At 63.4% G+C, this 14,813-nt stretch carries 17 protein-coding genes; 14 read left to right on the top strand and 3 right to left on the bottom strand.

All coding sequences use genetic code 11. The features are described from left to right. The first annotated feature begins 32 nt into the window (after nucleotides 1–32). The 4 genes from PJ259_RS11970 to PJ259_RS11955 all read left to right on the top strand — a co-directional run bounded on the left by PJ259_RS11970 (nucleotide 33) and on the right by PJ259_RS11955 (nucleotide 1,878). Nucleotides 33–521, top strand: coding sequence for a TIGR00645 family protein (locus PJ259_RS11970; protein ID WP_017640865.1), 489 nt, complete (start codon nucleotides 33–35; stop codon nucleotides 519–521). Between the two features lie 144 nt (nucleotides 522–665). Beyond that, nucleotides 666–971 (top strand): DUF6482 family protein, encoded by a 306-nt coding sequence (locus PJ259_RS11965; RefSeq protein ID WP_271652966.1) that lies wholly within the window; start codon nucleotides 666–668, stop codon nucleotides 969–971. Nucleotides 972–1,061: 90 nt separating this feature from the next. Next, complete coding sequence (locus tag PJ259_RS11960; protein WP_271652965.1) at nucleotides 1,062–1,220, top strand: DUF2256 domain-containing protein; 159 nt, start codon at nucleotides 1,062–1,064, stop codon at nucleotides 1,218–1,220. Between the two features lie 40 nt (nucleotides 1,221–1,260). Then, nucleotides 1,261–1,878 carry an FKBP-type peptidyl-prolyl cis-trans isomerase gene (locus PJ259_RS11955; protein WP_271652964.1) on the top strand — a complete coding sequence of 206 codons (618 nt, stop codon included), beginning with the start codon at nucleotides 1,261–1,263 and terminating at the stop codon, nucleotides 1,876–1,878. A gap of 4 nt (nucleotides 1,879–1,882) precedes the next feature. On the opposite strand, the gene PJ259_RS11950 is transcribed toward PJ259_RS11955, so the two are convergent. Continuing rightward, nucleotides 1,883–2,137 carry a hypothetical protein gene (locus PJ259_RS11950; protein WP_059316112.1) on the bottom strand — a complete coding sequence of 85 codons (255 nt, stop codon included), beginning with the start codon at nucleotides 2,135–2,137 and terminating at the stop codon, nucleotides 1,883–1,885. Nucleotides 2,138–2,272: 135 nt separating this feature from the next. Then, nucleotides 2,273–3,247 carry a polyprenyl synthetase family protein gene (locus tag PJ259_RS11945; RefSeq protein WP_059316111.1) on the bottom strand — a complete coding sequence of 325 codons (975 nt, stop codon included), beginning with the start codon at nucleotides 3,245–3,247 and terminating at the stop codon, nucleotides 2,273–2,275. Nucleotides 3,248–3,646: 399 nt separating this feature from the next. On the opposite strand from PJ259_RS11945, the gene rplU reads away from it, so the two are divergent. The 4 genes from rplU (at nucleotide 3,647) to proB (ending at nucleotide 6,859) form a co-directional block, all read left to right on the top strand. Then, entirely contained in the window at nucleotides 3,647–3,961 is a 315-nt protein-coding gene (gene rplU / locus PJ259_RS11940) for a 50S ribosomal protein L21 (RefSeq protein WP_007160791.1), read from the top strand. Nucleotides 3,962–3,987: 26 nt separating this feature from the next. Next, entirely contained in the window at nucleotides 3,988–4,248 is a 261-nt protein-coding gene (gene rpmA, locus PJ259_RS11935) for a 50S ribosomal protein L27 (protein ID WP_059316110.1), read from the top strand. 265 nt (nucleotides 4,249–4,513) lie between these two features. Next, nucleotides 4,514–5,725 (top strand): Obg family GTPase CgtA, encoded by a 1,212-nt coding sequence (gene cgtA, locus PJ259_RS11930; protein WP_059316109.1) that lies wholly within the window; start codon nucleotides 4,514–4,516, stop codon nucleotides 5,723–5,725. 15 nt (nucleotides 5,726–5,740) lie between these two features. Further along, nucleotides 5,741–6,859, top strand: a complete 1,119-nt coding sequence (gene proB / locus PJ259_RS11925) for a glutamate 5-kinase (RefSeq protein WP_271652963.1) — start codon at nucleotides 5,741–5,743, stop codon at nucleotides 6,857–6,859. Between the two features lie 96 nt (nucleotides 6,860–6,955). On the opposite strand, the gene rpsT is transcribed toward proB, so the two are convergent. Further along, a complete protein-coding gene (rpsT, locus tag PJ259_RS11920) occupies nucleotides 6,956–7,234 on the bottom strand; it encodes a 30S ribosomal protein S20 (protein WP_059316107.1) in 279 nt (92 codons plus the stop codon). A 243-nt stretch (nucleotides 7,235–7,477) separates the two neighbouring features. On the opposite strand from rpsT, the gene murJ reads away from it, so the two are divergent. The 6 genes from murJ to ispH all read left to right on the top strand — a co-directional run bounded on the left by murJ (nucleotide 7,478) and on the right by ispH (nucleotide 14,804). After that, a complete protein-coding gene (murJ, locus tag PJ259_RS11915) occupies nucleotides 7,478–9,016 on the top strand; it encodes a murein biosynthesis integral membrane protein MurJ (protein ID WP_059316106.1) in 1,539 nt (512 codons plus the stop codon). A 90-nt stretch (nucleotides 9,017–9,106) separates the two neighbouring features. Next, nucleotides 9,107–10,054, top strand: coding sequence for a bifunctional riboflavin kinase/FAD synthetase (ribF, locus tag PJ259_RS11910; RefSeq protein ID WP_271652962.1), 948 nt, complete (start codon nucleotides 9,107–9,109; stop codon nucleotides 10,052–10,054). A 1-nt stretch (nucleotide 10,055) separates the two neighbouring features. After that, nucleotides 10,056–12,890, top strand: coding sequence for an isoleucine--tRNA ligase (ileS, locus tag PJ259_RS11905; RefSeq protein WP_271652961.1), 2,835 nt, complete (start codon nucleotides 10,056–10,058; stop codon nucleotides 12,888–12,890). Next, complete coding sequence (gene lspA / locus PJ259_RS11900; protein WP_271652960.1) at nucleotides 12,883–13,386, top strand: signal peptidase II; 504 nt, start codon at nucleotides 12,883–12,885, stop codon at nucleotides 13,384–13,386. The genes ileS and lspA overlap by 8 nt, the downstream gene beginning before the upstream one ends. Further along, nucleotides 13,379–13,825 carry an FKBP-type peptidyl-prolyl cis-trans isomerase gene (locus tag PJ259_RS11895; RefSeq protein ID WP_059316102.1) on the top strand — a complete coding sequence of 149 codons (447 nt, stop codon included), beginning with the start codon at nucleotides 13,379–13,381 and terminating at the stop codon, nucleotides 13,823–13,825. The genes lspA and PJ259_RS11895 overlap by 8 nt, the downstream gene beginning before the upstream one ends. 34 nt (nucleotides 13,826–13,859) lie before the next feature. Next, a complete protein-coding gene (ispH, locus tag PJ259_RS11890) occupies nucleotides 13,860–14,804 on the top strand; it encodes a 4-hydroxy-3-methylbut-2-enyl diphosphate reductase (RefSeq protein ID WP_271652959.1) in 945 nt (314 codons plus the stop codon). Nucleotides 14,805–14,813 lie beyond the last annotated feature (9 nt).

Below are 14,813 nucleotides of genomic sequence, written 5' to 3'. Positions count from 1 at the left end.
TCGCCCGGCCCTGGTAATCCGAGCGAGTCTGCATGGAACGTTTGATCGAAAAAGCCCTTTACGCCTCCCGCTGGCTGCTGGCTCCCATCTATCTGGGGCTGTCCTTGGCGCTGGTCCTGTTGGCGCTGAAGTTCTTTCAGGAAGTCTTCCACGTCCTGCCGCATATCTTCGAGTCCACCGAGGCCGAGCTGATCCTGCTGGTGCTGTCGCTCATCGACATGGCGTTGGTGGGTGGTCTGCTGGTCATGGTGATGATCTCCGGCTATGAGAACTTCGTGTCCCAGCTGGATATCGACGAAGGTTCGGAAAAGCTCAGCTGGCTGGGCAAGATGGATTCGGGTTCGCTCAAGAACAAGGTGGCCGCCTCCATCGTCGCCATCTCCTCGATCCATCTCCTGCGCATCTTCATGGACGCTCAGAACACCAATCCCGAATACCTCAAGTGGTACGTGATCATCCATCTGGTGTTCGTGGTGTCGGCCTTTGCCATGGGCTACCTGGATCGTCTGACCAAGCACTAGGGTAGGGCAGCCGCTCGTCCGTTCCGGGCATCTCCGCTTACGCTTTGTGGATTGCGCCGCTGCGCTTGCCTGTCCTAGGTTGTCGAATGCTCACAGCAGCCGTTCGGCACCATCCCGGTTGCCGATCTCGACCCGGAGGTTTCCATGCAATTGCCGGAATTGACCCAGCGCGCCCAGGCCGGTGAGGTTCGTGAACTCAATCTGTTGTCCATCGAGGGCGGCTTCTATGTACTCGAAGTGCACACCCAGGCCGGTCGTACACGGCTGACCGGGCGTGATGGCCACTTCTATCGCCTGGGCTCGGCCGCCCAGGCGCGACGCCTGCTGGCTGATCTGCCGGCGCTGCCGTGCTTTCTCATCCAGCACAGCGCCTACGACGAGATGGTCGGTATGGCGCCACGTTCGGCCGAGCCGCTGAAGATCCCGTTGAATTACCGGAACGCTTCTTGAGCGAGGGCGCCGCCCGGCACTGCAGCGACGGTAGGCACTGAGGCGGTCAGCCGATGACTTGCTGGTGCGTCTCGACGCAGGGGAATCCCTATGAAGAAGGGCGATCTGCCCACCAAGTTCTGTCCGGTCTGCCAGCGCCCCTTCACCTGGCGCAAGAAGTGGGAGCGTAACTGGGCCGAGGTGCGCTATTGCTCCGAGCGCTGTCGACGGCAGCGCGGCACCCAGGGCGGCGGCGAGCCGAGCCGCTGATGTGCTAGGCTCGGCTCCTTTTTCATGATGGAAAACTGCTATGAACGACATCCTGCTCGATACCGACGAAGCCCGCGTCAGCTATGGCATCGGCCGCCAGCTGGGCGATCAGCTGCGTCAGAATCCGGTCCCCGGCATGCAGCTGGCGGCCGTGCTCGCCGGTCTCAACGAGGCCTTCGACGGCCAGGACTCCCGGGTGGATGTAGAGGCGCTGAACGCCAGCTTCCGCGTCATTCGCGAGCGTATGCAGGCGGAAGCCCAAGCCAAGGCAGCGGCCGCGGCCCAGGAAGGCGTCGACTACCTGAAGGCCAACGCCGAGCGCCCCGGTGTCGTGGTGCTGCCGTCCGGTCTGCAGTACGAGGTGCTCACCCAGGGCGAGGGCGCCACGCCTACCCGTGAAGACCAGGTGCGTACCCACTACCACGGCACCCTCATCGACGGCAGCGTGTTCGACAGCTCCTACCAGCGCGGCCAGCCAGCCGAGTTTCCGGTCGGTGGCGTGATCGCCGGTTGGACCGAAGCCCTGCAGCTGATGCCGGCTGGCAGCAAGTGGCGCCTGCATGTGCCCAGCGAGCTGGCCTATGGCACCCAGGGCGTCGGCGGTATCCCGCCACATAGCGTGCTGGTGTTCGACGTCGAGCTTCTCGACGTCCTCTAGATTTTCAGCAGTCCAGGCGCAGCCCGTCGTTTTCCGGGCGCAGCGCCAGGGCGTAGCTGAACAGGAAGACCTGGCGGATCTGCTCCTTCACCACCCGCGGTTCGCTGGAGGTAAGGCTGTGCAGATCCAGTTCGCCGAGATCCTTGAGTTCTTCCAAGGCGGTTTCGTCCAGCTCCGCGCAGACTTTGCCGGTTTCCCGATTGAGAATGCGTAGATAGGGCTGAGGCCGGTCCAGCCAGGCGTCGATGAGATAGGTCATGGCAAGGGCTCCTGAGGGCTATTTATGAGAATAATTCTTATTCAATAAATAGCAAGCCATTGCTTGCCTTTTTTGGTCTGACATGAAAAAGCCCGCAGTCTGACGACGGCGGGCTTGCTCTGTCGGTGACGAACCTCAGTGGGTGCGGGCCACCGAAAAACGACCCAGGTCGGCCAGGGCGTCGCGGTAGGGGCTGGCGGGGAGGGCGTCCAGGCAGGCAATGGCACGCTCGGCGAATTCCTGCGCCTTGCGAGCGGTATAGTCCAGAGCGCCAGCGGCTTCGACGGCGGCGCGCACGCTTTCCAGGTCCTGGCTGCCGCCCTGGCGAATCGCCTGGCGCACCAAGGCAGCCTGTTCGGCATTGCCTTCGCGCATGGTCACGATCAGCGGTAGGGTCGGTTTGCCCTCGGCCAGGTCGTCGCCCACGTTCTTGCCCAGGGCCACGGCATCACCCTGGTAGTCGAGCAGGTCATCTACCAGCTGGAAGGCCACGCCCAGGTGATCGCCATAACGGCGTAGGGCTTCGGCCTGTTCCGCGCTCGCGCCGGCCAGGATCGCTGCGCTGTGGGTGGAGGCTTCGAAGAGCATGGCGGTCTTGCCGCGAATGACCTCCATGTAGATTTCTTCAGTGGTGCTGGCGTCGCGGATCTTCGACAGCTGCAGCACCTCGCCTTCGGCGATGACGCGGGTCGCCTGGGAAATGATGCGCATCACCTCCATGGAGCCCAGCGCCACCATCATCTCGAAGGAGCGGGCATAGAGAAAGTCGCCGACCAGGACGCTGGGGGCGTTGCCCCAGAGGGCATTGGCGGTGGAGCGGCCGCGGCGCATCCCCGAGGCATCGACGACATCGTCGTGCAGCAGGGTGGAGGTGTGCAGGAATTCGATGGTGGCCGCCAGCAGCTGGAGGTCATGATCGGCGCGCCCCAGCGCCTTGCCGGCCAGCAGCACCAGGAGCGGACGCAGGCGTTTGCCGCCAGCGGAGACGATGTAGTCGCCAATCTTCTCGACCAGCGGCACGCGCGAGGTCAGCTGCTGGCGGATGATGCCGTCTACGGCGGCGAAATCGTCCGTCACCACGCGATAGAAGGACTGGGATTGCTGCGTCATTGAGAGGTGTCCACTGGAGGTCCGGGCAATATTCAGGCGGCCGGATGGCGCATGACCGCCAGACTATGCCCTAGGGACCGGCCAAAGTGCCATCCCAGGGAATGCCATCGCGCTCCCGCGGCTCGCCGCTCCTGCCGATTCGGATGGGCACCGACCCGGCATGGCCGCTGAACGAGGTTGCGCGGCATGCTAGGGGTGGGGTGGGGGCGTGTCAAGGCACGGCCTGGCGGCTCTTGCCTCTTGGTCATTGCTTGCGTAGAATCGCGGGCCCTGAACATTCCTAGGGTTAACCCCCTGTCTTACGCAATTGCGCGGCGCTCCTTCCGGTCCCGTGCAGCCATGCCGGTCGACGATTCCTCTTATAAAGCACCGGGTGAGCAGGTTTAACGGAGATTTACCATGTCCTACGCAGTTATCGTTACTGGTGGCAAGCAATACAAGGTCGCCGAAGGCGAATACCTGAAGGTCGAGAAGCTCGACATCGCCACCGGTGAAACCGTCACCTTCGACCAGGTTCTGCTGGTTGGCAACGGTGACGACGTCAAGATCGGTCTGCCGGTCGTTGATGGTGCCAAAGTGACCGCCGAAGTGACTGCCCAGGGCCGTCACGACAAGGTCACCATCATCAAATTCCGTCGTCGTAAGCACCACATGAAGCGTCAGGGCCACCGTCAGTGGTTCACTGAAATCAAGATCACTGGCATTCAGGCCTGATCTCGCCTTTACCGGAGAATTGACTCATGGCACACAAAAAAGCGGGTGGTTCTACTCGTAACGGTCGCGATTCCGAAAGCAAACGCCTTGGCGTGAAGCTGTACGGCGGCCAGGTCGTCAAGGCCGGCAACATCATCGTGCGTCAGCGCGGCACCCAGTTCCATGCTGGTTACGGCGTGGGCCTCGGCAAGGATCACACCCTGTTCGCGAAAGTGGACGGCGTGATCAAGTTCGACGTGAAGGGCGCCTTTGGTCGTCGTTACGTGAGCATCGTCGCCGCCGCCTAAGGCTCGTGACGAAAGAAAAGCCCTGTCTACCCGACGGGGCTTTTTCGTTTGTAGTTAAGCTAGTGTGGTGTTTCAGAAATTACCTGCACAATTTTGGCGGCGCTTTTTCGGCCTGGGTGTTGTTGCCACTCCTCGCCATAGCCCTGCTATGACTCGTCGCGGCGCCTAGCCCAGGTCAAAAAATCACTCGCCAATTCTTGCGCGAACTTCTGAAACACCACACTAGTTCCTTGTTTGCAGCGGCCCGCGAGCGCGGGAGGTCCAGATGAAATTCGTCGATGAAGTATCCATACACGTAAAAGCGGGTGACGGCGGCAACGGCATGATGAGTTTCCGCCGGGAGAAATTCATCGAGAAGGGTGGCCCCAATGGCGGTGACGGTGGCGACGGCGGGTCGATCTGGCTCGAAGCCGACATCAACCTCAACACCCTGGTCGACTACCGTTATACCCGCCGTTTCACCGCGCAGAACGGTGAGAAGGGCGGCAGCACCGAGTGCACCGGTGCCAAGGGTGAAGACCTGGTGCTGCCGGTGCCCGTCGGTACCACGGTGATCGATGCAGCCACCCAGGAAATCATTGGCGACCTGACTCAGCCCGGCCAGCGCATCCGCGTGGTCCAGGGTGGCTGGCACGGTCTGGGTAATACCCGGTTCAAGTCCAGTACCAACCGTGCGCCACGGCAGACCACGCCGGGCAAGCCTGGCGAAGAGCGCGATCTCAAGCTGGAGCTCAAGGTGCTGGCGGACATCGGTCTGCTCGGCCTGCCCAATGCCGGCAAGAGCACCTTCATTCGTGCGGTGTCGGCCGCCAAGCCCAAGGTGGCGGACTATCCCTTCACCACCCTGGTGCCGAATCTGGGTGTGGTCAGCGTGGGTCGTTTCAAGAGTTTCGTGGTTGCCGACATTCCGGGGTTGATCGAGGGGGCCTCCGAGGGCGCCGGTCTGGGGATCCGCTTCCTCAAGCACCTGGCGCGGACCCGGCTGCTGCTGCATCTCGTCGACATGGCGCCGCTAGATGAAAGCGATCCGGCTGAAGCCGCCGAGACCATCATCAACGAGCTGACCAAGTTCAGTCCGGCGCTGGGCGAACGCGATCGCTGGCTGGTGTTGAACAAAGCCGATCAGCTGCTCGACGACGAGCGCGAGGAGCGCCTGCAGGCGGTCGTCGAGCACCTGGACTGGAAGGGGCCGGTATTCGTCATCTCCGCGCTGGAGCGTGAGGGGACCGAGAAGCTTTGCCAGGCGATCATGCAGTACCTGGACGAGCGCTCCCTGCGCATCGCCGAGGATCCGGCCTATGCCGAGGCGCTGCAGGAGCTCGATCAGCGGATCGAGGACGAGGCGCGCTCGCGGTTGCAAGCGCTGGATGATCAGCGTGCCCTGCGACGCTCCGGCGTCAAGGCGGTGGACGATGCCGATGACGACTTCGATGACGAAGACGACGGTGACGGTCCGGAAATCTTCTACGTACGGTAAGAAAGGAGCTTGCCCATGCGTGATCAGGTGTCTGGCGCCCAGCGCTGGGTAGTGAAGATCGGCAGTGCCCTGCTGACCGACGACGGTCGTTGTCTGGATGGTGGGGCCATGGCCGGTTGGGTCGAGCAGATGGTGGCCCTGCACCAGGCGGGTATCGAGCTGGTGCTGGTGTCCTCTGGTGCGGTGGCGGCCGGCATGAGTCGACTCGGCTGGGCGCAGCGCCCAACTGCCATCAATGAGTTGCAGGCGGCGGCGGCGGTGGGGCAGATGGGGCTGGTGCAGGCCTGGGAATCCAGCTTTGCCGAGCACCAGGTGCAGACCGCGCAGATCCTGCTGACCCATGACGACCTGTCCGATCGCAAGCGCTATCTCAATGCCCGCAGCACCCTGCGCACCCTGGTGAGCCTGGGCGTGGTGCCGGTGATCAACGAGAACGATACCGTCGTCACCGACGAGATCCGCTTCGGCGACAACGATACCCTGGCCGCGCTGGTGGCCAATCTGGTCGAGGCCGATCTACTGGTTATCCTCACCGATCGCGATGGCATGTTCGACGCCGATCCGCGCAACAACCCTGACGCCAGTCTCATCAGCGAGGCGCGGGCCGACGATCCTGCCCTGGATCTGGTTGCCGGCGGTACCGGGGGTGCCCTGGGTCGTGGCGGCATGCAGACCAAGCTGCGCGCTGCCCGTCTGGCGGCGCGTTCCGGTGCCTATACCGTTATCGTCGGCGGGCGTATCCAGCAGGTGCTCAGTCGCCTGCAGCAGGGCGAGCAGCTGGGAACGCTGCTGTCGCCCGAGCGCGGCTTGGTAGCGGCGCGCAAGCAGTGGCTGGCTGGCCACCTGCAGGTACGTGGCACCCTGCGCCTGGATGCGGGTGCGGTTCAGGCGCTGGTGGGCGGGCATCGCAGTCTGCTGCCCGTAGGCGTGCAAGAGCTGGAAGGCAGTTTCCGTCGTGGCGAGATGGTCGCCTGCGTCGGCCCGGACGGGCGCGAAGTGGCGCGCGGTCTGGTCAACTACAGTGCGACCGAAGCACGGCGCATCCTGGGTCGGCCTTCGGATGCCATCGTCGTCGAGCTGGGCTATGTCTATGAGCCCGAGCTGATCCACAGGGATAATCTGGTCCTGGTCTGAGGCTTGAAGGTCCTGGCGCCTCCCCGGAGGTGTCAGGTTTGACGAATCGCAGGCAATAAAAAACCGGCCTAGGCCGGTTTTTTATTCGAACGCCTATCAGGCAGCGGCTGGGGTAGCCAGGGCCTTGATGTGGGCGTTCAGGCGGCTCTTGTGACGAGCGGCCTTGTTCTTGTCGATGATGCCCTTGTCGGCCATGCGGTCGATGACCGGAACGGCAGCAACATAAGCGGACTTGGCTTTTTCCAGGTCCTTGGCGTCGATCGCCTTGACGACGTTCTTGATGTAGGTGCGCACCATGGAGCGCAGGCTCGCATTGTGGCTGCGACGCTTCTCAGCCTGTTTGGCGCGTTTTTTGGCGGAGGGGGAGTTAGCCACCGTGGAGCTCCTTCGAAAAAGACTGTATTGGGTACAGAGCGAACTCTGTAGCGAGTACAGAGCTAAATTAAGGTCGCGAATCTTGACGCCCCTGGCGCCGCCTGTCAAGGCTGTCTGGATGGATATCCGGCTGGTCGCCGATGAAGTGCGTCGTTACACTCGATCGCTTGTGCCCATTGCGCGACTGCGCCCAGGGGCCTTCTTCGTCACGTCCCGCTGCGTTCACCGAGTCCTTCCCAAGCCATGAATCTGCTCAAGTCCCTGGCCGCCGTCAGCTCCATGACCATGCTGTCCCGCGTGCTGGGTTTCGTGCGTGACACCATCGTCGCCCGAACCTTTGGCGCCGGCATGGCCACCGATGCCTTCTTCGTCGCCTTCAAGCTGCCCAACCTCCTGCGCCGCATCTTCGCCGAAGGCGCTTTCTCCCAGGCCTTCGTGCCCATCCTGGCCGAATACAAGGCCCAGCAGGGCGAGGAGGCCACGCGGACCTTTCTGGCCTACGTCAGCGGCCTGCTGACCCTGGTGCTGGCCGTGGTCACGGTGCTCGGCATGCTGGCGGCACCCCTGGTGATCTGGATCACCGCGCCCGGTTTCGCCGACACCCCGGAAAAATTCGCTCTCACCTCCAACCTGCTGCGGGTGACCTTTCCCTACATCCTGCTGATCTCCCTGGCCTCGCTGGCCGGCGCCGTGCTCAACACCTGGAACAGATTCAGCGTGCCGGCCTTCGTGCCGACCCTGCTCAACATCAGCATGATCATCTTCGCGCTGTTCCTGACACCCTATTTCAACCCGCCGATCATGGCCCTGGCCTGGGCGACGCTGGCGGGCGGTCTGGCGCAGTTCCTCTATCAGCTGCCGCACCTCAAGCGCATCGGCATGCTGGTGCTGCCGCGCCTGAATCTGCGTGATACCGGTGTCTGGCGTGTGCTTAGGCAGATGGGGCCGGCGATCCTCGGGGTCTCGGTCAGCCAGATCTCGCTGATCATCAACACCATCTTCGCTTCCTTCCTGGTCGCCGGTTCCGTGTCCTGGATGTACTACGCCGACCGTCTCATGGAGCTACCCTCGGGGGTGCTTGGCGTGGCCCTGGGGACTATCCTGCTGCCAGCCCTGTCGCGTACCTATGCCAAGGCCGACCGCCAGGAGTATTCGCGGCTGCTCGACTGGGGGCTGCGGCTGTGTTTCCTGCTGGTGATGCCCTGTTCCGCGGCCCTGGCGCTGCTGTCCGAGCCGCTGACCGTTTCCCTGTTCCAGTACGGTCGCTTCGATGCCCATGACGCCCTGATGACCCAACGGGCACTGGTCGCCTATGCCGTGGGCCTGCTTGGCATCATCCTGGTCAAGGTGCTGGCGCCGGGCTTCTATGCCCAGCAGAACATCAAGACGCCGGTGAAGATCGCGCTCTTCACCCTGGCCGTGACCCAGGTGCTCAACCTGATCCTGATCGGACCGCTGCAGCATGTCGGTCTGGCGCTGGCCATTGGTCTTGCGGCCTGTCTCAACGCAGGCCTTTTATTCTGGCAGTTGCGCCGCCATAACCTGTTTACGCCCCAGCCGGGTTGGACGGGCTTCCTGCTACGGTTGCTGATTGCCGTGGCGATCATGAGCGCGGTGCTGTTCGGTCTGATGCAGATTTTGCCGAGCTGGAGCGAGGGATTGATGTGGCAGCGGCTGCTGCGGCTGGGCGGTCTGGTCGCGGCAGGCGTGCTGGCTTATTTCGCCAGTCTCTTCCTGCTTGGTTTCCGTGTACGCGACTTCAATCGACGGGCCTTGCTGTAACGGTCAGAGGATTGCACGAGACCGGGTGTGCGCCTGTCCTCAAGGCGGGCATCCGGATATAATCGATTAATTTCTGAGCAATACCTACCCATGCAGCTGTTTCGCGGTCTCCATCATCTCGACGCCTTTCCCAAGGGCTGCGTTGCCACCATCGGCAACTTCGACGGGGTTCACCTGGGGCACCAGGCCATCCTCGCGCGGCTGCGTGAGCGGGCGGCGGAGCTTGGAGTGCCCAGTTGCGTGGTGATCTTCGAGCCTCAGCCGCGTGAATTCTTCCTGCCCGACATCGCGCCGGTGCGCCTGACCCGCCTGCGCGAGAAGCTGGAATGCTTTGCGCGCCATGGCGTCGACAACGTGCTCTGCCTGAACTTCAACCGGCGGCTGCGCGAGTTGTCCGCGGAGGCCTTCGTCCAGCAGGTGCTGGTGGAGGGGCTAGGGGTGAAGCATCTGGAGATCGGCGACGATTTCCGCTTCGGCTGTGATCGCGCAGGCGACTTCACCTTTCTGAATCTGGCCGCCCGCGACCATGGGTTCACCCTGGAAGCCGCCACTACCGTCGAGCTCGATGGTCTGCGGGTGAGCAGCACCCTGATTCGTCAGGCGCTGGACGACGGTGATCTGGACCTGGCCGCGCGTATGCTGGGGCGACCCTACAGCCTCTCGGGCCGGGTATTGCACGGCCAGAAGCTGGCACGCCAGCTGGGTTGGCCCACCGCCAACGTCCAACTCAAGCGGCGCCGGCCGCCGTTGCGCGGCGTCTATCTGGTCAGCAGCCTGATCGATGGGCGGGTGGTACCGGGCGTGGCCAACATCGGCCAGCGACCGACGGTGCAGGGCGATGGCCGTCCGCACCTGGAGATCCATCTGCTGGACTTTTCCGGCGACCTCTATGGTCGCCACCTCAGCGTGACCTTCGTGCAGAAGGTCCGCGACGAACAGAAATTCGCCTCTCTGGAGGCCCTCAAGGCGGCGATCGAAGCGGACGTCGCCACGGCCCGCGCCTACTGGCAGGGGCAACCGTCAACGAGCCTGGACTGACATGACCGATTACAAAGCGACGCTCAACCTGCCGGAAACGGCATTCCCGATGAAAGCCGGCCTGCCGCAGCGCGAGCCGGAAGCGCTCAAGCGCTGGCAGGACATCGACCTGTACGGGAAGCTGCGCGCCATCGGCAAGGGCCGGCCGACCTTCATCCTGCATGACGGTCCGCCCTATGCCAACGGCAGCATTCACATCGGTCATGCGCTGAACAAGATCCTCAAGGACATCATCACCCGTTCCAAGACCCTGGCCGGCTATGACGCCCCCTATGTGCCGGGCTGGGACTGCCATGGCCTGCCCATTGAGCACAAGGTGGAGACTACCTTTGGCAAGAATCAGCCGGCGGACCTGACCCGCGAGCGTTGCCGCGCCTATGCCAGCGAGCAGATCGAAGAGCAGAAGGCCGGCTTCGTCCGCCTGGGCGTGCTGGGTGACTGGAGCAATCCCTACCTGACCATGAACTTCGCCAACGAGGCTGGCGAGATCCGCGCCCTGAGCGAACTGGTCAAGAAGGGCTTCGTCTTCAAGGGCCTCAAGCCGGTCAACTTCTGCTTCGACTGCGGCTCGGCCCTGGCCGAGGCCGAGGTGGAGTACCAGGACAAGCGTTCCGACGCCATCGACGTGGCCTTCCCGGTCGCCGATGCCGACAAGCTGGCGGCCGCCTTCGGCCTCGACGCGCTAGCCAAGCCCACCGCCATCGTCATCTGGACCACCACCCCCTGGACCATCCCGGCCAACCAGGCGCTCAACGTGCACCCGGAATTCACCTATGCGCTGGTGGATGTGGGCGATCGCCAGCTGCTGCTGGCCGAGGAATTGGTGGAAAGCTGCCTGGCACGCTATGGCCTGCAGGGGGAAGTGATCGCCACCGCGCCGGGTACCGCCCTGGAGCTGATCAACTTCCGCCATCCGCTGTATGAGCGGCTGTCACCCATCTACCTGGCCGAGTATGTCGAGCTGGGCGCGGGCACGGGTGTCGTACATTGCTCGCCCGCCTATGGCGAGGACGACTTCCGCATCTGCAAGCAGTACGGCTTGAGCAACGACGACATCCTCAATCCGGTACAGAGCAACGGTGTCTATGTCGAGTCGCTGCCGCTGTTTGGTGGCCAGTTCATCTGGAAGGCCAATCCGGCCATCGTCGCCGCGCTGGAGGAGGCAGGTGCCCTGCTCAAGCACGAGGCGATCAATCACAGCTACATGCACTGCTGGCGCCACAAGACCCCGCTGATCTATCGCGCTACCGCCCAGTGGTTCGTCGGCATGGACAAGCAGCCCAACGAAGGCGCTACCCTGCGCGAGCGTTCTCTGGCAGCCATCGAGCAGACCCAGTTCGTCCCCGCTTGGGGCCAGGCGCGCCTGCACGGCATGATTGCCGGTCGTCCCGACTGGTGCATCTCGCGTCAGCGCAACTGGGGTGTGCCGATTCCTTTCTTCACCCACAAGGAAAGCGGCGAGCTGCACCCGCGCACCGTCGAGCTGATGGAGGAGGTCGCCCAGCGCGTCGAGCGTGAAGGCATCGAAGCCTGGTTCAAGCTCGATCCGGTCGAACTGCTTGGCGAAGAAGCCAGCCAGTACGACAAGAGCCGCGACACCCTCGACGTCTGGTTCGACTCGGGTACCACCCACTGGCACGTGCTGCGCGGCTCCCATGCCGAACTGGCGCACCAGCAGGGTCCGGCGGCCGATCTCTACCTTGAGGGCTCGGACCAGCACCGTGGCTGGTTCCACTCCTCGCTGCTGACCGGTTGCGCCATCGACGGCCATGCCCCCTACAAGGAATTGCTGACCCACGGCTTCACCGTGGACGAGCAGGGCCGTAAGCAGTCCAAGTCGCTGGGCAACGTGGTCGCTCCGCAAAAGGTCATCGACAGCCTGGGCGCCGACATCCTGCGCCTCTGGGTCGCTTCGACCGACTACACCGGCGAGATGGCGGTCTCCGACCAGATCCTGCAGCGCAGCGCCGACTCCTATCGCCGCATCCGTAATACCGCGCGCTTCCTGCTCTCCAACCTGTCCGGCTTCGATCCGGCGGTCAACCAGGTCGCCCCCGAGGACATGATCGACCTGGACCGCTGGGCGGTGGATCGCGCCCTGCTGCTGCAGCAGGAAATCGAACAGGCCTACGCCGAGTACCGCTTCCTCAACGTCTACCAGAAGGTGCACAACTTCTGCGTACAGGAACTGGGCGGTTTCTACCTGGACATCATCAAGGACCGCCAGTACACCACTGGGGCCGACAGCCTGCCGCGGCGCTCCTGCCAGACCGCGCTGTACCTCATCGCCGAGGCCCTGGTGCGCTGGATCGCGCCCATCCTGTCCTTTACCGCCGACGAGATCTGGCAGTACCTGCCAGGCCAGCGGGAAGAGTCGGTGATGCTGACCACCTGGTATGACGGCCTCTTCGCCCTGCCCGAAGGTGCGTCCCTTGATCGCGCCTATTGGGATCAGGTCATGGCGGTCAAGGCCGCGGTCAACAAGGAGCTGGAGAACCAGCGCGCGGCCAAGACCCTGGGCGGTAGCCTGCAGGCGGAGATCACCCTCTATGCCGACAGCGCCCTGCAGACCGTACTGGAGGCCCTGGGCAACGAGCTCAGGTTCGTGCTGATCTCTTCCCAGGCAGCTGTCCAGCCGCTGGAAAAGGCTCCGGAAGGCGCCGTCGCCAGCGAGCTGAGCGGCCTCAAGCTGGTCGTCCGCAAGTCCGAGGCACCCAAATGCGCCCGCTGCTGGCATCACAGCCACAGCGTCGGCCAGGACGCCGCGCATCCAGAGATCTGCGAGCGTTGTGTGACCAACGTCTATGGAGCGGGCGAGGTGCGCGAGCATGCGTGACACGCAGCGTTTCGGCGCCTTGCCCTGGTTGGTCTTGAGCGTGGTGGTGATCCTGCTGGATCAGCTAAGCAAGGCCTATTTCCAGAACAACCTGTCGCTCTACCAGCAGGTGCCGGTCATCACCGACCTGTTCAGCTGGACCCTGGCCTACAACACCGGTGCGGCTTTTAGCTTCCTGGCCGACCATTCAGGCTGGCAGCGCTGGTTCTTTGCCGGCATCGCGCTGGTAGTGAGCGTGGTGCTGGTGGTCTGGCTCAAGCGCCTGCGCAACGATACCTGGACCGCGATCGCCTTGGCCCTGATCCTCGGCGGTGCCCTGGGCAATCTCTATGACCGCATGGTCCTAGGCCACGTCGTCGACTTCATCCTGGTGCACTGGCGTCAGGAGTGGCGCTTCCCGGCCTTCAACCTGGCCGATAGCGCCATTACCGTTGGCGCCATCATGTTGGCCCTGGATATGTTCCGCAAGAAAACGCCCGAGGAAGCCCATGGCTGAGATCACCATCGGCCCGGACACCCGGGTCACCCTGCATTTCGCCATCAAGCTGCAGAATGGCGACGTGGTGGACAGCACCTTCGATAAGGCGCCGGCCACCTTCACCGTTGGGGACGGCAACCTGTTGCCAGGTTTCGAGCAAGCGCTGTTCGGCCTTGAAGCCGGTGCCAAAACCAGTCTGACCGTCCCGCCGGAGCGCGGCTTTGGACAGCCCAACGACGGCAACCTGCAGACCATGGCACGCGACGACTTCAGTGACATGGAGCTGTCGCCCGGTCTGCTGATCATTTTCAGCGATGCCGCCGGTGGCGAGATGCCTGGCGTGGTCAAGAGCTACGACGACGAGCAGGTGGTCATCGACTTCAACCACCCGCTGGCCGGCCGTGTGCTGACCTTCGACGTGGAAATCCTGGCCATCGAACCTGCCGTCTCCCACTGATCTACCGCCGCCCGTGAAGCGGGCAGAGGAGCCTATGCAGATCAAGCTCGCCAATCCCCGCGGCTTCTGCGCCGGCGTGGACCGCGCCATCGACATCGTCGACCGGGCGCTGGATGTTTTCGGTCCGCCCATCTATGTGCGTCATGAAGTGGTGCACAACAAGTTCGTGGTCGACAACCTGCGCGCCCGCGGCGCCATCTTCGTCGAAGACGTGGCCGATGTGCCGGACGACGTCATTCTCATCTTCAGTGCCCACGGTGTCTCCCAGGCCGTGCGCCGCGAGGCCGCCGAGCGTGGCCTCAAGGTGTTTGATGCCACCTGCCCGCTGGTAACCAAGGTGCACATGGAAGTCGCGCGCTATAGCCGCGACGGCCAGGAATGCATCCTCATCGGCCACGCCGGGCATCCGGAGGTGGAGGGCACCATGGGCCAGTACGACGACCGCGCTGGCGGTGCCATCTACCTGGTGGAAGACGAAGAGGACGTGGAAAAGCTAGAGGTGCGCAATCCCGAAGCCCTGTTCTACGTCTCCCAGACCACCCTGTCGATGGACGACACCCGCATTGTGATCGATGCCCTGCGTGCCAAGTTTCCGCACATCAACGGCCCGCGCAAGAACGACATCTGCTACGCCACCACCAACCGCCAGGACGCGGTAAAGACCCTGGCGCTGGAGAGCGACGTGGTGTTAGTAGTGGGCAGCCCCACCAGCTCCAACTCCAACCGTCTGCGCGAACTCGCCGAACGCCTGGGCACCCCGGCCTATCTCATCGATGGCGCCGAGGATATGCAACAGGGCTGGTTCGAAGGCGTGCAGCGTATCGGCGTTACCGCTGGCGCCTCGGCTCCCGAAGTCCTGGTGCGCGGCGTCATCGACCGGCTGCAGAGCTGGGGTGCCACTGGCGAAGTGGAGCTGGAAGGCGAGCCGGAGAACATCACCTTCACCCTGCCGCGGGAGCTCAGGGTGAAGGCGGTATAGGACATCGCT

Origin of the sequence: Pseudomonas sp. JBR1, from assembly GCF_028198185.1 — a bacterium.
GTDB classification, from domain to species: domain Bacteria; phylum Pseudomonadota; class Gammaproteobacteria; order Pseudomonadales; family Pseudomonadaceae; genus Chryseomonas; species Chryseomonas oryzihabitans_E.
The sequence above is the reverse complement of the archived record's forward strand: the minus strand, read 5'-3'. Positions and strand labels throughout refer to the sequence as shown.